The organism is Arthrobacter sp. AK01, from assembly GCF_021109375.1.
In the GTDB taxonomy this organism is placed as follows: domain Bacteria; phylum Actinomycetota; class Actinomycetes; order Actinomycetales; family Micrococcaceae; genus Arthrobacter.
In genome coordinates, this window is sequence record NZ_JAJOHP010000040.1 from 1 (window position 1) to 17,684 (window position 17,684).

At 65.1% G+C, this 17,684-nt stretch carries 17 protein-coding genes; 7 read left to right on the forward strand and 10 right to left on the reverse strand.

Features of this window, described 5'->3' with window-relative positions:
* Nucleotides 1-171 precede the first annotated feature (171 nt).
* Both LN996_RS14670 and LN996_RS14675 read right to left on the reverse strand, forming a co-directional pair.
* A complete protein-coding gene (locus LN996_RS14670; RefSeq protein WP_256491182.1) occupies nucleotides 172-1,278 on the reverse strand; it encodes a hypothetical protein in 1,107 nt (368 codons plus the stop codon).
* Between the two features lie 76 nt (nucleotides 1,279-1,354).
* The gene (locus LN996_RS14675; RefSeq protein ID WP_231341103.1) at nucleotides 1,355-1,942 is read right to left on the reverse strand and encodes a hypothetical protein; all 588 of its coding nucleotides are present in this window, start codon (nucleotides 1,940-1,942) and stop codon (nucleotides 1,355-1,357) included.
* A 244-nt stretch (nucleotides 1,943-2,186) separates the two neighbouring features.
* Here LN996_RS14675 and LN996_RS14680 point away from each other — a divergent pair, with 244 nt between their 5' ends.
* Complete coding sequence (locus LN996_RS14680) at nucleotides 2,187-4,409, forward strand: NADP-dependent isocitrate dehydrogenase (RefSeq protein WP_231341104.1); 2,223 nt, start codon at nucleotides 2,187-2,189, stop codon at nucleotides 4,407-4,409.
* A 103-nt stretch (nucleotides 4,410-4,512) separates the two neighbouring features.
* On the opposite strand, the gene LN996_RS14685 is transcribed toward LN996_RS14680, so the two are convergent.
* The 5 genes from LN996_RS14685 to LN996_RS14705 form a co-directional block, all read right to left on the reverse strand.
* Nucleotides 4,513-5,622 carry an FAD-dependent oxidoreductase gene (locus LN996_RS14685; protein ID WP_231341105.1) on the reverse strand — a complete coding sequence of 370 codons (1,110 nt, stop codon included), beginning with the start codon at nucleotides 5,620-5,622 and terminating at the stop codon, nucleotides 4,513-4,515.
* A 194-nt stretch (nucleotides 5,623-5,816) separates the two neighbouring features.
* The gene (gene phnE, locus LN996_RS14690) at nucleotides 5,817-6,671 is read right to left on the reverse strand and encodes a phosphonate ABC transporter, permease protein PhnE (protein WP_231341106.1); all 855 of its coding nucleotides are present in this window, start codon (nucleotides 6,669-6,671) and stop codon (nucleotides 5,817-5,819) included.
* Nucleotides 6,668-7,423 (reverse strand): phosphonate ABC transporter ATP-binding protein, encoded by a 756-nt coding sequence (locus LN996_RS14695; RefSeq protein ID WP_231341107.1) that lies wholly within the window; start codon nucleotides 7,421-7,423, stop codon nucleotides 6,668-6,670. Before LN996_RS14695 ends, phnE begins: the two co-directional genes overlap by 4 nt.
* The gene (locus LN996_RS14700) at nucleotides 7,423-8,337 is read right to left on the reverse strand and encodes a phosphate/phosphite/phosphonate ABC transporter substrate-binding protein (RefSeq protein WP_231341108.1); all 915 of its coding nucleotides are present in this window, start codon (nucleotides 8,335-8,337) and stop codon (nucleotides 7,423-7,425) included. Before LN996_RS14700 ends, LN996_RS14695 begins: the two co-directional genes overlap by 1 nt.
* A gap of 53 nt (nucleotides 8,338-8,390) precedes the next feature.
* Nucleotides 8,391-9,638 (reverse strand): TIGR03364 family FAD-dependent oxidoreductase, encoded by a 1,248-nt coding sequence (locus LN996_RS14705; RefSeq protein WP_269215741.1) that lies wholly within the window; start codon nucleotides 9,636-9,638, stop codon nucleotides 8,391-8,393.
* A 127-nt stretch (nucleotides 9,639-9,765) separates the two neighbouring features.
* Here LN996_RS14705 and LN996_RS14710 point away from each other — a divergent pair, with 127 nt between their 5' ends.
* From LN996_RS14710 to LN996_RS14720, 3 genes are all read left to right on the forward strand, one after another.
* A complete protein-coding gene (locus LN996_RS14710; RefSeq protein ID WP_159698217.1) occupies nucleotides 9,766-10,533 on the forward strand; it encodes a GntR family transcriptional regulator in 768 nt (255 codons plus the stop codon).
* The gene (locus LN996_RS14715; protein ID WP_231341110.1) at nucleotides 10,530-11,201 is read left to right on the forward strand and encodes a phosphonatase-like hydrolase; all 672 of its coding nucleotides are present in this window, start codon (nucleotides 10,530-10,532) and stop codon (nucleotides 11,199-11,201) included. The genes LN996_RS14710 and LN996_RS14715 overlap by 4 nt, the downstream gene beginning before the upstream one ends.
* Nucleotides 11,202-11,313: 112 nt before the next feature.
* Entirely contained in the window at nucleotides 11,314-11,754 is a 441-nt protein-coding gene (locus tag LN996_RS14720; protein WP_231341111.1) for a DoxX family protein, read from the forward strand.
* A 15-nt stretch (nucleotides 11,755-11,769) separates the two neighbouring features.
* Here LN996_RS14720 and LN996_RS14725 read toward each other — a convergent pair whose 3' ends face one another.
* Both LN996_RS14725 and LN996_RS14730 read right to left on the reverse strand, forming a co-directional pair.
* A complete protein-coding gene (locus tag LN996_RS14725; protein WP_231341112.1) occupies nucleotides 11,770-12,840 on the reverse strand; it encodes a Gfo/Idh/MocA family protein in 1,071 nt (356 codons plus the stop codon).
* 28 nt (nucleotides 12,841-12,868) lie between these two features.
* Nucleotides 12,869-13,807, reverse strand: a complete 939-nt coding sequence (locus tag LN996_RS14730) for a hypothetical protein (protein WP_231341113.1) — start codon at nucleotides 13,805-13,807, stop codon at nucleotides 12,869-12,871.
* 201 nt (nucleotides 13,808-14,008) lie between these two features.
* Between LN996_RS14730 and LN996_RS14735 the strand changes: the two genes are divergently transcribed.
* From LN996_RS14735 to LN996_RS14745, 3 genes are read left to right on the forward strand one after another with little or no spacing between them, the layout of a single operon-like run.
* On the forward strand, nucleotides 14,009-15,106 hold the full coding sequence (locus tag LN996_RS14735) for an efflux RND transporter periplasmic adaptor subunit (protein WP_231341114.1): 1,098 nt from the start codon (nucleotides 14,009-14,011) through the stop codon (nucleotides 15,104-15,106).
* Between the two features lie 4 nt (nucleotides 15,107-15,110).
* Nucleotides 15,111-15,836 (forward strand): ABC transporter ATP-binding protein, encoded by a 726-nt coding sequence (locus tag LN996_RS14740; RefSeq protein ID WP_231341115.1) that lies wholly within the window; start codon nucleotides 15,111-15,113, stop codon nucleotides 15,834-15,836.
* Complete coding sequence (locus LN996_RS14745; RefSeq protein WP_231341116.1) at nucleotides 15,833-17,014, forward strand: ABC transporter permease; 1,182 nt, start codon at nucleotides 15,833-15,835, stop codon at nucleotides 17,012-17,014. The genes LN996_RS14740 and LN996_RS14745 overlap by 4 nt, the downstream gene beginning before the upstream one ends.
* Here the strand turns inward: LN996_RS14745 and LN996_RS14750 are convergent.
* Complete coding sequence (locus tag LN996_RS14750) at nucleotides 16,992-17,684, reverse strand: ABC transporter ATP-binding protein (protein WP_231341117.1); 693 nt, start codon at nucleotides 17,682-17,684, stop codon at nucleotides 16,992-16,994. The genes LN996_RS14745 and LN996_RS14750 overlap by 23 nt on opposite strands.

Sequence of the window (17,684 nt, forward strand, 5' to 3'; positions counted from 1 at the left end):
GCCGCCCGCGCCGGGCCGCCCGGGCCCCGCCCCCCGCCGGCGCCCCCCCCCCCCCCCCCCCCCCGCCCCCCCCCCCCCCTACCCCCCCCCCCCCCCCCCCCCCCCCCCGCCCCCCCCCCCCCCGCGCCCCCCCCCCCCCCCGTCGTTATTAACAGGGACTTGCTAAATCGGTTACGAAGCCGACGCGGTGTTGTAGGTGGACTGGATCACGGTGCCCCAGTACGGGCCGTACATGGTGCTGGAGTTGCTGCCGTAGCCGTAGCTGTTCACGGAGTTCTGGTAGCCGGAGGAGCTGTTGCCGATGAACCACGGACCGCCCGAGGAACCACCGGTCATGTTGCAGGGGATACCCTGCGTGGCGAACTGCGGGTTGTAGGGATCGTTGGTGGCGGTGCCGGAGCAGCTCTTGAGCGATTCACCGTTGAAGGGCGAGCCTGCAGGGTAACCGAAGGACTTGTAGCTCAGGCCGCGGGCGGCGTTGAACTGGACGCCGGAGGAGCCTACGACGTCGGCGAGCTTCTGGCCGTTGAGGGTGTTCATGACAGCAAACGCGGTGTCGTACTGCATGTTGCCGTTGGAGGCCCACTGGGTGGGGGCGTACAGCGCCTTTGCCGTCCACTTCCCGTAGGGTGCTGCGCCGTTGAGGTACGCCGGAACGAAGACGAAGTTGGTGGCGTAGGCGCCCGGGCCCTCATTGAGGCAGTGTCCGGCGGTGGACACGGTGCTCTTGTTGGCCGCGGTGACCGAGTTGCCGGAGCAGACGTAGTTGGAGCCGCCCAGGGTGAAGAAGATCTTGCCGATGTGCTTGACCGGCGTTTCGCTCTGGTTGACCTTGCGGTCGATGGTCTTGGATTCGGTGGTGGCCTGCTGGCCGGCGATGCTGCTGACGGCGCCCGGGGCTTCGGTGACCGGGGCCTTGCCGAGGTTGAGGAGCTTGCCGCGATCCAGTGCCTTGGCGGCCAGGATTTCGCCGGACTGGGCGGTCTTCATGCGCTCCGGCGTCCAGTAGTCTGCAGCGCCGGCGTCCGACACTGTGTGGCTGCTGACCGCAGCGCTGCTGGAGTCTGTGGTGTTTACCGGAGCCGCGTTGGCGCTGGTGGTGCCGACCAGCGCCAGGATTGCGGCAGCGGACAGACTCAGCAGGCTTGTGGCCAGGGTCTTGGTTTTTGTCACGTTGTTCCTACCTATCGAGGGAGTGAGGCGGCCAGTGATGGCGACCGCCGACTGACGGAATTGAAGGTATCGAACGTATGACAAGTTTGTAAAGAGATGTTTCATAGTTTGTGATAATTTGCTGTCACTTGCTCGTCAAGTGGCGGGGTCCCTTTGGCGTGCGGTTGAACCGGTGCAAACGTTAGTCGTTTTTGGCGGTGACATTGCCCGGGTGGGGCTCCGGCACAACACCCGGCCATTGACCGTCCTGTGTGAGCAGTGAGAGATTCCGCGCGCCCTCGGAGTCATCGGCGCTGAGCGGGATGACGACGGTGCTGTGCTGCGAAGGGTCACGGCTGAGGGGCGGGATCCAGCCCGAGCCCGTGGCGGCGGACGCCAGGTCGAAGAACGGCTCCCCGTCAGCGGTGCTTGCGCTGATCTGGATCTGCGTATTCGGCATGTAGCCCTCGCCCACGGACCACGTGCTCCGGACGATGTAATCCAGCAGCACGTCGCCACGGAGAACGGTGTATCCGGGGTCAATGTCGAACGCCACGGAGTACCCGGTGTTGCCCTTCACATTCGGAGGACCCCCTCCGGCGAATTCAGTAACCGAGATCCCGGGGACGGCGTCGATAGCCTCGCGGGCTTCCGCGAGCGTCTGGCCCGTGCCGGCGTCGTGCGGGATGGTCTGCCGTGGTGACGGCGCGGGAACGGTGCAAGCGGTCAGGGTGAGAAGAATCCCGGCAACGACGGCAGCCCGGGCGAAGGATCGGTTCGTGCGGGTCATGGTTTCACTATGTTCGGTTTTGCTTGGAATGCGATACTGACGCGCCCGGGAGCCCGCAGAAACCACGGCAGTCGACGCCCGACGCCGGTCGGCAGCGACGGCGGTCAGGTCGCCGTCGGGCGTAAATCGCTTTCCCGGGGTGGTAACGAACACGTGATCCCGGACACGAAGGGCCGTCAAAACGGCGTGCTCGGGTAAGTTAGGAGATGTTGAAATCTGCAGACTTTCAGGGAGAACCCCGCCAATGGCCAAGATTATCTATACCCACACAGACGAAGCGCCGATGCTGGCAACCTACTCATTCCTGCCGATTGTGGAAGCGTACGCCTCAACCGCAGGTGTAGAGGTGGAGACCCGCGACATTTCGCTGGCCGGCCGCATCATCGCCGTCTTCGGCGATTTCCTGACCGAAGAGCAGCGCACAGGCAACGCCCTGGCTGAACTTGGTGAACTGGCAAAGCAGCCGGAAGCCAACATCATCAAGCTGCCCAACATCAGCGCCTCCGTGCCGCAGCTCAAGGCTGCCATCGCCGAACTCCAGGCCCAGGGCTACGCCCTCCCGGACTACCCGGACAACCCCTCCTCGGACACCGAGACGGACATCCGCTCGCGCTACGACAAGATCAAGGGCTCCGCTGTTAACCCGGTGCTGCGCGAAGGCAACTCGGACCGCCGCGCACCCCTGTCGGTGAAGAACTACGCCCGCCAGAACCCGCACTCCATGGGTGCTTGGTCCGCTGATTCCAAGACCAACGTTGCCACCATGGGCACGAACGACTTCCGCTCCAACGAGAAGTCCGTGGTCCTCAAGGCCGACGATTCCCTGAGCATCCAGCTGGTCCGCGAAGACGGCACCACCAAGGTCCTCAAAAAGGACTTCCCCGTCCTGGCCGGCGAAGTCGTGGACGCCACCGTCCTGCGCGCCGACGCCCTGGACGAGTTCCTCAAGGCACAGGTTGCCCGCGCCAAGGAAGAGGGCGTCCTCTTCTCCGCACACCTGAAGGCCACCATGATGAAGGTCTCGGACCCCATCATCTTCGGCCACGTCGTCAAGGCGTACTTCTCCGAGCTGTTCGACACCTACGGCAAGCAGCTCGCAGCCGCAGGCATCAGCCCGAACAACGGCCTGGCAGCAATCCTCAGCGGTCTGGACGACCTGCCCGAAGACGTCCGCGAAGGCGTCAAGGCAGCCATCACCAAGGGCCTCGAAGACGGTCCCGCACTGGCCATGGTCGACTCCGACAAGGGCATCACCAGCCTGCACGTTCCCTCGGACATCATCGTTGACGCCTCCATGCCGGCCATGATCCGTTCCTCCGGCCACATGTGGGGCCCGGACGGCAAGGAAGCCGACACCCTGGCAGTCATCCCGGACAGCTCCTACGCCGGCATCTACCAGGTAGTCCTGGACGATTGCCGCGCCAACGGCGCGTTCGACCCCACCACCATGGGCACCGTTCCCAACGTGGGCCTCATGGCGCAGGCAGCCGAAGAATACGGCAGCCACGACAAGACCTTCGAGATCCAGGCAGCCGGCACCGTCCAGCTCGTCGACAGCAAGGGCACCGTCCTGACCGAGCACCAGGTCTTCCCGGGCGACATCTGGCGCGCATGCCAGACCAAGGACATCCCGGTCCGCGACTGGGTCAAGCTGGCCGTTACCCGCGCCCGCGCTTCCCAGACCCCGGCCGTGTTCTGGCTGGACGAGACCCGCGCGCACGACGCCAACCTCATCGCCAAGGTCAACGAGTACCTCCAGGAACACGACACCGAGGGCCTGGAAATCAAGATCCTCTCCCCGGTTGACGCCACGGCCTTCACGCTGGAGCGCATCCGCAAGGGCGAGGACACCATCTCCGTCACCGGTAACGTCCTCCGCGACTACCTCACGGACCTGTTCCCGATCCTCGAGCTGGGCACCAGTGCCAAGATGCTCTCCATCGTTCCGCTGATCAACGGTGGCGGCCTGTTCGAGACCGGCGCCGGTGGCTCCGCTCCCAAGCACGTCCAGCAGCTGGTGAAGGAAAACCACCTCCGCTGGGACAGCCTGGGCGAATTCCTTGCCCTGGCCGTCAGCTTCGAGCACCTTGCCACCACCACGGGCAACGCCCGCGCACAGGTCCTGGCTGACACGCTGGACCGCGCCACGGGTACGTTCCTGCTGGAAAACAAGTCCCCGCGCCGCAGCGTTGGCGAGCTGGACAACCGTGGAAGCCACTTCTACCTGGCCACCTACTGGGCCCAGGAACTGGCCAAGCAGACCGAGGACGCCGAGTTGGCCCAGGACTTCGCAGCAATCGCTGAGGCCCTGACCTCCAACGAGGAGGCAATCGTCGGCGAGCTGGCCGCAGTCCAGGGTCCCGCCGTCGAACTGGGCGGCTACTACCGTCCGGACGCCGCCAAGGCCGCTGAGATCATGCGCCCGTCGGCTACGTTCAACAAGGTCCTCGCGGACCTGAAGAAGTAGTCCCTCGAGCCCGGGTGCCTTTCACGGGCGCCCGAGCTCCGAGTTTTTGTACAGATAATGCCCCCAAGACGCGGTCTTGGGGGCATTATCTGTACAAAAACTCCTAGCGGTCCGCGTGGAACCGCTCCGGTGCCACGCCGCCGTCGACGATGTCTTTCAGCACCCGGCCAATCGCCGGGGTGAACTTGAATCCGTGACCTGAGAACCCGGCGCCCACCACCAGGGGACCGAAACGGTCCAGGACGAAGTCCTCGTTGGGCGTGGTGGTGTAGGTGCAGCTGATGGGAACCGCTGTGGAAGGGTCGACGCCGGGAAGCCACTCTTCTGCGTAACGCACCAGGGCTTCGAGCTGCTGGGGGATGGGCTCGAACGTGCGCTCGTCGGGGTCCATGACGGGGCCCACGCCGTGCCAGCCCGCCTTGACGCCTTCGCCGGGGGTGAGCATGCCGTAGACGGGGCTGAACCAGTATTCGTAGGCTTCGTTGTTCGGATCGGGGTCAGGGCTGTGGTTGAAGCTGGGCCACACCAAGGTGTTGTCCTTGGGCGTGAAGTGAGCGGGCTGCTCCTGGGTGACCACCAGCGCCGGCAGGTCTGCGAGTTTGCCGATCAACTTGGGGGTCCAAGCGCCAACAGTGACCACCACGCGGCTGGCCGTGTAGTCGGTTTCTTCCGTGACTACCACCACGGATTCGCCGCCTGTGACGCGGATGTCGCGGACCGGCGTCGAGTATTTGAAGACCGCACCGTGGGCCTCGGCGGATTTGCGGAGCGCCGCCAGTGCGTCGGCGGAACGGATCCGGCCTGAACCCGGCACGAAGAGGACATCGGTGGCGAAGTTCATGCCCAGCCAGCGGTTGGCGGCCTCTTCGGCGGAGATGAAGTAGCTCTCGATGCCGCGTGCCTCGTGGGCCTCGCGGACTTCTTTCAAACGGGGGAGGTTGCCGTGGTTCGCCAACCCCACCAGGTCCAGCAGCGGCGCGCCGTTCTCGGCAGCCAGTTCGTCCCAGAGGGTCTTGGATTCGGCCAGGAGGTCCAGGTAGTCGGCCTCGGCGTAGGCGGTGTTGAAATTGCGGGTGGCGCCGTGCGAAGCGCCGATATGGTGCCCGGCCTCAAACTGCTCCAACAGGACCACCGAGCGGCCCGAGCGGGCGAGTTGCCACGCGGCCGCCGATCCCATGGCTCCTCCGCCAACAACTACAACATCGACCTGCATGCCTGCTCCATTCGCCCTCTTCAACAACCCCAAACAGGGCCACCTCCCATTCTGCCCCCTCACCCACGTAGGTGGGGGGGGGGGGGCCCCGCGCGACGCGGGCAGATGGAAGCGGGGGGGGGGGAGGGAGGGGGGGGGGGGGGGCGGCGCCCGGCGCCCCCCCCGCCGCGCGCGCGGTGGGGGGGGGAGGCTGGTTACGCGGCCAGGCGCCTCCGGATCCATGCGGAGAACTGGTCCACCACGATGATCAGCACCAGCACGATCAGGATGTGCGTCAGCATGGAGTCGAACTGGAACGACTTAATGGACTGGTTGATCAGGAGCCCGATGCCGCCAGCGCCCACCAGGCCGAGGACCAGCGAGGACCGGACGTTGACATCGAAGCGGTACAGCAGCAGGCCCACGAACTGGGGGACCACCATGGGCAGTGTGGCATTGGCGACCTGCTGGATCCGGTTGGCGCCGGCGGTACGGAGTGCCTCCTGCGGTCCGGCGTCGATCTCCTCCATGGACTCGGCCCATAGCTTGCCCATCACGCCCGTGTTGTGGCAGATCAGGGCGAGCACGCCGGCGAAGGGACCGAGCCCCACGGCCGTCACGAAGATCAGCGCAAACACGATGTCCGGCACGGCGCGGAAGAAGGACAACACGGCCCGCGCGCCCTGGTAGACCAGACGGTGCGGGCTGGTGTTCTCGGCGGCCAGCGCAGCCAGGAGCAGGGCGAACGGCACAGACAACGTCGTCCCCAAGAGCCCGATCCACAGGGTCACCAGCGTGGCTTCCAGGCCAGGCTTCAGTGTCTTCTCCCAGCTCAGGTCAGGCGGGAACGCATCGCCGATGAACGCGGCCATGCCTTTCCAGCCATCCACCAACAGCTCAGGTTTGAAATCAGTCCCCTCGATGGCCACAGCGTGAAGTCCGACGACGGCGGCAGCCACTGCCGCCGTCGTGATCCACCGCAGCGGCTTCTTCGGGCGGACAAGTGCCACTCGGTTTTTTGCGGTTGAGTCCCGGCGGGCGACGGCCGGGGTCAGGGTCTGGGGTGTCATGCTGCGATATTCCTGTCCGGGGCATACAACGTGTCGAGATGTTCGGCCGTGACCGCTGTGGAGGGGAGGTCGAAGGTCATGGATCCTTGGAGCAGCCCGATGGACCTGTCCGCGTAGCGCAGGGCCAGGTCCGGCTGGTGCAGGACGGCGGCAACGGCCAGCCCTTCGGAGTGCGCGAGCTCGCGCAGCAGCGCCATGACCTGCTCAGCGGCATGCGGGTCCAGGGCGGACACCGGCTCATCGGCGAGTACGACGTCGGCCCGCTGGCAGAGTGCCCGGGCTACGGCGACGCGCTGCTGCTGTCCGCCGGAGAGCCGGCCGACGCGGTCGAAGGCCCGGTCGGCCAAACCGACGCGGTCCAGGCAGTCGAGGGCCTCCTGCTGGACATCGGCCGGGAACAAGAGCGGCGACAGCGAACGCACAGTGGGAATCCGGGCGAGGGCCCCGGCGCAAACATTGTCCAGGGCCGTGCGGCGGGGGACCAAATGGATCTTCTGGAAGATCATGGCCATTCGCTGGCGCGCCTGCTGCAGCTCACGGCCTTGCAGGGAATCCAGTGCAGCACCGTCGATGCTGATGCTGCCGGCGTCGGGTTCCGTGATGCCCATGACGCAGCGGAGGGTGGTGGACTTACCGGAGCCGTTGGCGCCCAGGAAAGCGACCAGCTCGCCCGCGGCAACGGAGAAGTCCACTCCTTGAAGCACGGTCCGCCCGCTGAAGGACTTGCGTAAGCCTTGGACGGAGAGAGGCATTACAGGTCCTTCTCGGTGAGGCCCATGGTCTCGGCAAGGTCGAACAGCGGCGTGTAGTTGTCCTTGGTGACCTCCAGCAGCGGCCCCGGAGGGGTGACATCCAGGAACTCCCCAACTTTTGCCACGTCTGCGGGATCAAGGCTCAGGAACGCGTCCTTGACGGCAGCCTTGAAGGCGGGATCGGCGTCTCCCCGCACGGTGATGGGATCGTTGGGGATGGGGTCGGACGTCCAAACCTGGCGGAAATCGTCCTTCTTGAATGTCCCTGCGGCGATCGCGGTGGCCAGCGTCTGGGAGTTGATCTCGGCAGCATCCACCTTGCCGTTGGTCAGGGCCAGCAAAGCTTCGGGGTGGCCGCCCGTGTAGTCCATCTTGATGTCGGCGTCGGCGATTCCGGCTTCGCGGAGGCCGAAGCGCGGCAGCACGTCACCCGAGGTGGACCCCACGCTGCCCAACGCGAGCGACTTGCCCTTGAGGTCGCCGATGGCCTGTATGGTGCTGTCCTTGGGAACCCAGATCCCGGCGGTGTACGTGCTCAGTTCCTTCTCCGCGGTGCCGAACGAAACCAGGGGTTCGGCACCGGCTTTGGCATCTGCGAACACATATCCCAGCGGACCGAACTGGCCCAGGTCCAGCTTTCCGTTGCGCATGGCCAGGACCTCGGCGGCGTAATCCTCAACCACCTGGACGCTGACGGGGCATTCGAGCTTCTTGGACAACGCCGCGGCCAGGACATCGTAGGCGGGCTTGAGCTTGGCCGGGTCCTCGTAGGGCTCGATGCCGAACTTGATCTCACCATTGGGGCAGGTGGCCGACGTCGCCTCAGGCGAGGACTGGGCTGAGCCGCCACAGGCCGTCAGTGCGAGGGCCGCGGTTAGGGCAAGGGCGGAGCCGGTGAAGAGCGAGGTTTTCATGGGATTCCTTATGCGAAGGGAGGGGAGAGCGGGGATATTCAGTACAAGGTGAGTCAGTACAGGCGCGACACGTTGCGGTGTGCCAGGCCGAAGGACAGGGTCATGCCTACGCCCGAGGTCACGGACACCACCGTGACGCCGGGTTGGACCTCGCGGACCAGGATCGGTGCGACGTCGGAAGACGCGTAAACGCCCTGCCATCGCTGGATGATCTCCAACCGTTCACCAATCCGGCCCGTGATTTCGGTGTTGAGCGTGGTGGTCACGGCTTCGTCCAGGAACGGATCGGCCGTGCGGTGGTAATGGTGCGAGTCGCCCAGGATGATGGTGCCGTCCGGGCGCTGGGTGAACATGACATTGGCTCCGACCTCCAACAGCTCGGGCTGGTTCTCCAACACCTCGGAACGGAGGGCTGCAGCAGCGGGCATGTCCGTGAACGCCGGGTACCGGAGCATGGACGTTGCGGTCAGGACTGCAGGGGCGAACTCGACGCCCGATGGTTTCGCGGCCAAAGACATCTGCAAGGCACATCGCTGGATCCGGTGTTGTTCGGCCAGGTCCGGGTACAGGTAGTCGACGTCATGGCCGACGCACACGAACACCCGCCCTGCGCGAAGCTCACCGCGCGAGGTCTGGACGGTCACGCCGTCAGTGGACGGGCTGAAGCCCAGCGCGGCGGTGTTCCAGTGAAGTTCGACGCCGGGTTGCCGGCTGAGCCAGTCGGCCAACTTTGCAACGGTGGTCCGGGGGTCGACGCGGAGGTCGTCCCGGAGGAAGGCGCCGCCTACGAGGCCGGGCCATGCCGCGCTCGAAGCACCACCGTCGTCGTGCGTTTCCTCAGCGGACGCAGCACCCAGCCGCTCCCGCGTCCCGGCGGGGGAGAGCAGCTCCACTTGGCCTGGCTCGCGGACCGCGGAGAGTTCGCGCAGGACGTTCATTTCGGCTTCGGTGCGGGCGAGTACGACGGCGCCGGCCTCGGAAGCCCAGAAACCGGCCTGCTCGGCGAACTCCAGCCAGTACTTCCGCGAGGTCTGCGCGAGTTCGTACAGTTCCCCGGACTGGGCCGTGATGCAGCAGTGGCCGAAGTTGCGGACGGAGGCGCCGGCGGCGTGGTGGTCGCGCTCGATGATGGTGACGGTGAGGCCGTTGGCAACAGCGTGGGCGGCATGCGCCAGGCCGATGATTCCGGCGCCAACAATCACGACGTCGGTGGGTTGGCTTGCTGTGCTGTTGGTGGCTGCGGAGGAAGTGCTTGGGTTGTTCACACCATTGAGATTGGCTGCTGCAGCAAGGGGATGCAAGCCAAAATGGGACTTGTATATACAAGTTAATCTGAATTTAACGTATGTTCATTTCAGTTCACCCCAAATTCATCTGGAGCCGCTCAGAACCAGCGTTTCGAACCAGTGGGACTTGTATCATCAACTGGTGAGCACACAGCAGAATGCACCCCTCCACGTCAGGCTGAGCGAGGAATTCATGCGCCGCATTACCGACGGTGAGTGGCCTCCGGGTTACCAGTTGCCCAGCGAAGCGGAGCTATGCCGGGAGTTCGGGACCTCGCGCGGACCGATCCGCCAGGCGCTCGCGTTTCTCCGGTCGGAAGGCGCCGTGACCGGAGGACGGGGTCGTCCTCCCATGGTTCGTTCGTCCGTGCCGTCGCAGTCGTTTTCCACGTTCAACTCGTTCACCGAGTGGGCCAGCGGCATCGGCAAGAAGCCCGGCCAGCGGACCCTGGAGGTCGCGCGACGCGAAGCCAGCCCGGAAGCTGCCGAGGCACTCGGCCTCGTGCCGGGAACCACGGTGGTGGAAGTCCTGCGGGTCCGCTACCTGGACGAGTCCCCGGCCATGATTGAGCGGACCACGTTCATCCTGGATGTGGGCCGGAAACTGTTCGACTTCGACACCGACTCCGGGTCCATCTTCGCGTTCCTCAAGGAGCAAGGCGTGGATCTGCACAGCGCACGGCACACCATCGACGCCGTTGCAGCCAGCGATGAAGACGCCGAACTGCTGGAGCAACCCGAAGGCATTCCGCTGCTGCGCGAACGCCGCATCACCCGTTCCGGCGACGGCCAGCCACTCGAATACTCCGAGGACCGCTACCTGCCGGCACTGACCAACTTCACCATCGACAACACCGTGGAACGCCGGGCCGCCCTGGTCCGCATCCATACCGAAGGAGCCACCCCATGATCACCCTTGTTGCCTGCGATATGGCCGGAACCACCATCGACGAACACGGCGACGTCTACGTTGCCCTTGCCCGCTGCGTTGAAGAGACCGGCGTGGCCACCACGCCAGAGGCTGTCCAGGAATGGATGGGCGCGGACAAGGTGGAGGCCATCACGGCGCTGATCGAAGCCGGCGGAGGCACGGCGGACGCTGAAACGGTGGCGGCGGCGTTCATCCGCTTCAAGGAACTGCTCGTCGAGTTCTACGACGCCAACCCGCCCGTAGCGCTGGAAGGCGTGGAGGACGCGTTCCGTGAACTACGCCGCCAGGGCATCAAGGTGGCGCTCACCACCGGCTTCTCCCGTGACGTCGCCGAGCCCCTGCTCGAGCGGCTGGGATGGGGCGTCGGCGACGACAACCTGCTGGACGCCGTCGTCTGCTCCGATGAAGTAGCTGCGGGCCGCCCGGCGCCGCACATGATCCACCGTGCCATGGAACTAACAGGCGTGCAGGACGTCCGGGCCGTCATCGCCGCCGGCGACACCGTGAATGACCTCGCCGCCGCCAACAACGCAGGCGTCACCGCCGTCGGTGTCCTGACCGGCAAGCTGGGCCGCGACGACCTCGCAGCGCACCCGCACCACCACATCCTGGACGGCGTGAAGGACATCCCGGCGCTGCTGTCCTAGTGCCGGGCGCTGGCGCCGTCCGTTTGGCTGGCGCCGTCCGGTTGGCTGGCGCCGTCCGGTTGGCTGGGGCCGCCGTTTGGCTGGGGACGCCCGGCATGGAAGATTGGGACGGGTGAAATTCCTTCACCCCTCTCCCAAGTCCTCCGCCCGTGGCGTCACCATCCTGCGCGTGGTGTTCGGCGCGCTCATCATGGTTCACGGCATCCAGAAGCTCATGGCCGGTCACCCCGCGTTCGCGGCGTCCGTCGCGGCAATGGGCGTGCAGAAGCCCGAGATCGTGGCGTGGTTGGTGATCGCCGGTGAGTTGGGGCTTGGCTTGCTGCTGGTTCTCGGTGCCTTGACCCGGGTGGCCGGGTTCCTCGCGGCGATCATGTTCGCGGGCATCTGGTTCGTGACGGAAGCGGGCAAGCCCCTGCTGACGGACAAGGCGGGCGTTACGGCAGAACTCCTGATTGTCTACGCAGCCATCTCCGTGGCGTTCGTGTTCCTCGGACCGGGGGCGCTGTCCCTTGACCGCAAGCTCGCACGGCAACCGGCCCGCCAAGGGCGTTAACGCGGCTGAGTTAACTCACCGTGCGTCGTTCGGATACCGGATGCCCAGTTGTGACCGCACGCCGTCGAACAAGCGCATGACATTCACGGAGTCCTCCAGCGGCATGACCGGGCTTTCGGTGAGCCCTTGCTGCACGCAGCGCGTCACCTCACGGAGCTCGTAGGTGTAGCCGATGCCCACCACGTCGAAGCGCTCGTGGCGCGGCTCGTCCCAACCAACCCGGATCATCAGTTCGCGCGGATTGTTCACGGAACCTACTGTCTGCAGGAAGCCGAGTCCGCCAGCAACGGTGGCGGTCCGTGGCCCGTGCGCCATGAGGGAAGAGGTCAGCTGCGCCTGGGCACCGTTGGCGTACCCCAGCGTCAGTGCGTTCTGCGTGTCCACGCCGTCCTCGTTCAGCGTGCCGATCGCCGTCACCGACTGGGGGAATCCCAGTGTGCCCAAAGGCCACAGCAACGGGTAGACGGTGAGGTCCAGGAGTGCGCCGCCGCCGTCGTTCAAGGCCCAGATACGGGCAGAGGGATCGTAGGGCGCGGGGAAGCCAAGATCCGCGCTGACCCACTGAATCTCGCCTAGCTCCCCGGACGCGGCGATCGCGAAGGCCCGCTGCATGCTCGGAAGGAAACGGCTCCATACGGCCTCCATGAAGAAGACGTTGTTTTCCCTGGCCAGTTTCACCAGCTCGGTAGCTTCGCGGGCATTGATGGTGAGCGCCTTCTCGCACAGTACGTGCTTGCCGGCACGCAGGGCCGCCGATGCAATCTGGAAGTGCTGGGCATGGGGAGTGGCCACATAGACCACGTCCACTACGGGATCGTCGAACAGCCGCTGGTAGCCGGGCACATCGCCGTCGTCCCCGTATCCCTTGGCGAAACCAAGCGCGGCGGCGAACGCGTCCGCGGCAGCCTGGGTCCGGGAACTCACAGCGTAGGGCTCAGCGTCTTCCAGCAAGGCCAGGTCCTGCGAAACGCTGTTGGCGATGTTGCCGGTGGATACGACGCCCCACCTCAAACGCCGGCCCGTAGCCGCTCGGGGATCCTGGTTGGTTTGCGAGAAAAGCCACGGCTTGGCGATAGGGAGGGTCATGACTGACATCCTCTCATTTTGGCTATCGCTAATGGGGAAGTTGCAGCTGCTCCAGGTCCGCAGTGGTTCCCGTCGATTCGAAGGTCAGCCTGACATTGACGTTGTAAGCGCCGGGCTTTCCGAGGTCCGGTATCCAAATCTCCGCGACTCCAGCGTCATGGTCCGTGGTGGCCAGGATCCTGTAGGCCAGGTTCTCAGCCTTCCAGCTTTCGGAGACTTCAATGCCATCCAAGGACCACGTCAGGAGCATCGGGACGTGGGCCAGGCCCGCAAGATCCAGCTTCACGGCGACAGTCCACCCCAGCGGGTCCTTGCCCTGGGTGCCATCGATGACCAGCACTTCCTCCAAGGCCTTGACCAGTTCAGCTGCCACCTGGGCCGGCGGGAGCAGTTCGCCCGCCTCGTTGACCGTCACCGGCGGGAGGAGAGCGGGAATGGCTATGAGGGCTCCGGGAACGTAGCCTTCCAGCACTTTCTGTTCCTTAACAGCGGAGCGATACTCCTCGGGCGGACGGGAGGTGATCTTGTTTGCCAAGGTGGGTGAGCCTGTGGAGGTGCCTTGGGTGGCGGATGTCGTCGCAGGAGTAGTCGGAATTGTGGGGGTGGTGGTGGCCGTGGACGTCGTTGGGGGAGGCGTGGTGGTTGGCGGAAATGTGGTGGGAGTTGGCTTCTTGCTCCCAGTAGACGCGGCCAGATTCGCTGAATAGGGCTCAAAGGCAGCTGCTGCGGCCGGGTTGAGTGTCAGGTCCTTGCCCAAGTCCGCCGGGGCAAAGGCCGCAAGCGAAGTTTGCTTGAGGATGGTGAGCGATTCTATGTCGGCAACGTCTTCGGTATTGGGCGGAATGATCCGGTCCCACAGGGCGATGATGCTGATGAGGGCCGCGGCGATGGCTCCCGCGGTGATGATCCATGTCTTGCCGCGTCGATGCCAAGGAGTCTTTTTTCCTTTTTTCTTGTGAGCGGACACGCCCGCCACCTCCTGCCCTGCTCACAGATTGCTCCCGCGCCGGAACAGCGTCAACCCTGCGCAGCAGAGAATCATGGCCGACTCTTCTGTGTCGTGAGCTGTCAAGTCATACGAATGTCCGGACCGAAGATTTTCCTCGCCTAGGCTTAGGCCATCATCCCTCGCAGAGGTTCTGTGGGGAGTTACCGAAATGGAGCAGGGATGGGTACTTTTCGGCGCGTCATTTTGCCGGTTGCCTGGTTGTTGGTTTTCGCGATAATCGCGGTGGCATTGGTCAAGATCGCCTTCGTGGATGGCCTTGAGTCGTCCGGGGCGGAGCCGGCCCCGCTGGCCCAAGTGGATATTCCGGTGGTCCCGGCGACACGGACCACGGTTACCAACACAGTCCAGATCAAGGGCACCGTTCAGAGTGACGCAGCCGAACCGGTCCGGAGCACTTCCGCCGGCAAGGTCATCAAGATCTTCGTGGACCAAGGTGCCACGGTCGCCAAGGGAGACGCTCTCTTCCAGGTCAAGGCCGAGCGACCCGTCACCAGCACGGCTACCTCCAAGGACGGCACACCCACCACACCCAAACCGGTGTACGACTACTTCGATGTCCTCGCTCCGAGCGCCGGAACCCTGCAGTCCCTGTCAACGCTCATTGATCAGCAGGTGACCGTTGGCGAGCCCGTGGGCAAGATCGATCCCGGAACGTACACGGTGGCGGGCCCGGTCACCGCAGCCCAGCAGTATCGCCTGCTCGGCAAGCCCGGTCCCGCGGAAATTGCTTTGGTAGGTGGACCGGCGCCCTTCCAGTGCACCGAAGTGACGCTCAAGAACAATGCGTCCGACGACGGCGGCACCACCTCGGGCGGTTTGGCCGCCACTGGTGGTGGTGCGGGGATGGGTGTGGGCGCAGCGATGGTGGGTCCCGGAGGAGGCGGAAGCCAGCCGGAAGAAGGCGGCACCCCCACGGGAACACTGAGCTGCGCAATCCCTTCCGACCAGCAGGTTTTCGCCGGTCTGGGAGCCACCATGACAGTCAGCGCCGGAGTCGCCCCTGACGTCGTGACTGTTCCGCTGACCTCGGTGAAGGGCAGCGTCAAGGACGGCATCGTGTGGATTGCAGGCCCCGGAGGGACTGGTGCCGCTCCCGAGCAGCGCACAGTGCAGCTGGGGCTCAATGATGGCTCCGTAGTGGAAGTGACCTCCGGTCTGGCCGAAGGCGAGCAGGTCCTTGAATTCGTGCCCGGTGCTCCGGCTGCCCCGAACCCCATGATGGGGCCGGGCCAGGTCGCCTACGCTCCGGCGGGCTAAAGGCATGACGGAACCCAAGGAAACACTTGTCAGCCTGCGGTCAGTCACCCGATCCGTCATCCTGCCGGACGATCAGCACCTGCACATTCTCCGGGGCATCGACCTCGAGGTGCACAGTGGCGATCACACGGCAATCGTGGGACGCTCCGGCTGCGGCAAATCAACGCTCCTCAACTTGCTGGGCCTGCTGGACATCCCGACATCGGGAGAGCTTGAGTTCCTGGGCCAGTCCGCTGACCGGCTGGGCAACAACGCCCGGGCCCGGCTCCGCGGTTCCACCGTGGGCTTCGTTTTCCAGCAGTTCAATCTCCTGCCAGGCCGCAGCGCCTTGGACAACGTGATCACTCCGCTGTTTTACGCCAAGGGCAAGGAGTTCTGGAGTCGCCGCAATATCGCCATGGACATGCTGGACCGGGTGGGCCTCGCAGCCCGGGCCAACACCATGCCCAACATGCTCTCCGGTGGCGAACAGCAGCGCGTGGCCATAGCCCGCGCCTTGGTTCGGAAGCCCCGGCTTATCCTGGCCGACGAACCGACCGGAGCACTCGACGTCGAGACCGGCCAGTCCGTCATGGCACTGCTGGACACCGTCGCCACGGAGACCGCCGCCGCCCTGGTGACCATCACCCACGACACCAACGTGGCCGCCCTGGCCCGCGCCTGCTACCGGCTGGACTCAGGCGTACTCAGTCCACTGCCGGTGCCCGCAGCAGCAGGAGTCGGCGCATGACCGGCTTCGTTTCCACGCTGGTCGAGGCGTGGCAGGAACTTCGCATCAACAAAGTCCGGATCCTCCTGGCACTCATGGGCGTGGCGTTGTCCGTGGCGGCACTGACATCCGTGGTGGGCGTCGGGAATCTGGCCCGCGAGGGCTACAAGGTGCAGTCCGAACGAAACGGCGGCCGGGTGGCAACGTTGTCGTTGAGCGTCAACGGACCAACCATGCCGGACCCGGGGAAACTCGAGAAGGCGTACCAAGGGATCCAGCAGCGCTACGGCATCACCACCTCCACCCACGTCGGTCAGACGCAAGCTGGTTTTCAGTTTCCCCGCGGTGTGACCGCCGTGAGCATGACCATCGTGGACATCGGCTACGGCACTATCCACCGAGTTCCGCTCCAACAGGGAAGCTGGTTCGCCGCCGACGACGGTCAAAGGCTTGCACCCGCCGTCGTGGTGTCCGAGTCCTTCTACAACCAAGCCGGCAGGCCAAACCTCACCACCCATCCCACAATGAGCATCCCCGGTGACCGGCCAGCTACGGCGGTGATTATCGGCGTCGTCCCTGATACGTACCCCGATACGCCACCGTCCGCGTTCATCCTCAGCGAGGGTGCGGCCATGACGGGGATGGAACCGCAGATGTCCCAGTTCAAGATGTGGGTGGGCGAGGAGCAGGCCGACGCGCTCAAAGCAGCGATCACCGCGGACCTCCAAGGCCAGTTCCCCGGCTACTACGCCCAAGCCGACCGCATGGACTACGCAGCCTGGGGCGATCCTTTGGCTCCCGTGCAGTTGGTGGTGGGCGGAGTAGCCGGATTGGTCCTGCTGCTCGGCGCCGTGGGGATGCTGAACATTTCCATGGTCACCGTGCGCTACAGGGTCCGGGAGATCGGCATCCGCCGCAGCTTCGGGGCAACGTCGGGCCGGATCTTTGTTGGCGTCATGATGGAATCCGTGGTGGCCACCGCGGTGGCCGGCGTGGCTGGCGTCATGCTGGCGGTTGCGGTGGTGAAACACCCGTGGATCGAGTCGAAGGTAGCGCCGGGGCTCACTGAGTACCCCGCGTTCCCCATCGACGCCGCTCTCCTTGGATTCGGCGCGGCTGTCCTTGTCGGCGCACTCGCCGGAGCCATCCCTGCGCTCGTGGCGGTGCGCGTCAAGGTCATCGACGCAATTCGGTTCTGACCTCCTCGGTGAGCCGGCCCTGCTGCAGGCGGAAGCAGCGTTCAGTCTTTTTCGCCAGGCTCCGGTCATGGGTGACCACCAGGATGGTGGTGTTGTGGTCGCGGCTCAGCGAGCTCAGCAGTTCGATGATGTGCTCACCGGTCTGTTCGTCCAGGTTGCCGGTGGGCTCATCGGCCAGGATCAGCTTGGGCTCGTTGGCCAGCGCCCGGGCAATCGCCACACGCTGCTGCTCGCCGCCGGAAAGCCGGTTGGTCCGGCGTGAGTGCTTCTCAGGATCCAATTGCACTTGCTCCAGCAACTCCTTGGCACGCTGCAGCCTGGCCGCCTTGCGGACGCCCGCGAACTCCATGGGCAGCATGACGTTGTCTACGGCACTGAGGTTGGGGATCAGGTTGAACTGCTGGAACACGAAGCCGATGTCCCGGCGCCGGTACTCGGTCAGCTTGCCGTCCGGGAGCCCAGCCAAGCTGACGCCATCCACGACGACGTCACCTGAGGTGGGCTTGTCCAGCGCACCCAGGAGGGACAACAGCGTGCTCTTGCCGCTGCCGCTCTTGCCGACAATGGATGCCAGCGAACCCTTTTCGAGTTCGAAGCTCACACCGTTGACGGGCTTGATGGTCCGGTCACCGGACTTGAACTGACGGACCAGGTCCTTGACTACGATCAC

Excerpts from the sequence above, each read along its gene's own strand:
- LN996_RS14735 (WP_231341114.1), top strand. The coding sequence starts at position 14,009 with ATGGGTACTTTTCGGCGCGTCATTTTGCCGGTTGCCTGGTTGTTGGTT.
- LN996_RS14715 (WP_231341110.1), top strand. The coding sequence starts at position 10,530 with ATGATCACCCTTGTTGCCTGCGATATGGCCGGAACCACCATCGACGAA.
- LN996_RS14680 (WP_231341104.1), top strand. The coding sequence starts at position 2,187 with ATGGCCAAGATTATCTATACCCACACAGACGAAGCGCCGATGCTGGCA.
- LN996_RS14685 (WP_231341105.1), bottom strand. The coding sequence starts at position 5,622 with ATGCAGGTCGATGTTGTAGTTGTTGGCGGAGGAGCCATGGGATCGGCG.
- LN996_RS14700 (WP_231341108.1), bottom strand. The coding sequence starts at position 8,337 with ATGAAAACCTCGCTCTTCACCGGCTCCGCCCTTGCCCTAACCGCGGCC.
- LN996_RS14745 (WP_231341116.1), top strand. The coding sequence starts at position 15,833 with ATGACCGGCTTCGTTTCCACGCTGGTCGAGGCGTGGCAGGAACTTCGC.
- LN996_RS14740 (WP_231341115.1), top strand. The coding sequence starts at position 15,111 with ATGACGGAACCCAAGGAAACACTTGTCAGCCTGCGGTCAGTCACCCGA.
- LN996_RS14725 (WP_231341112.1), bottom strand. The coding sequence starts at position 12,840 with ATGACCCTCCCTATCGCCAAGCCGTGGCTTTTCTCGCAAACCAACCAG.
- LN996_RS14695 (WP_231341107.1), bottom strand. The coding sequence starts at position 7,423 with ATGCCTCTCTCCGTCCAAGGCTTACGCAAGTCCTTCAGCGGGCGGACC.
- phnE (WP_231341106.1), bottom strand. The coding sequence starts at position 6,671 with ATGACACCCCAGACCCTGACCCCGGCCGTCGCCCGCCGGGACTCAACC.
- LN996_RS14675 (WP_231341103.1), bottom strand. The coding sequence starts at position 1,942 with ATGACCCGCACGAACCGATCCTTCGCCCGGGCTGCCGTCGTTGCCGGG.
- LN996_RS14670 (WP_256491182.1), bottom strand. The coding sequence starts at position 1,278 with ATGAAACATCTCTTTACAAACTTGTCATACGTTCGATACCTTCAATTC.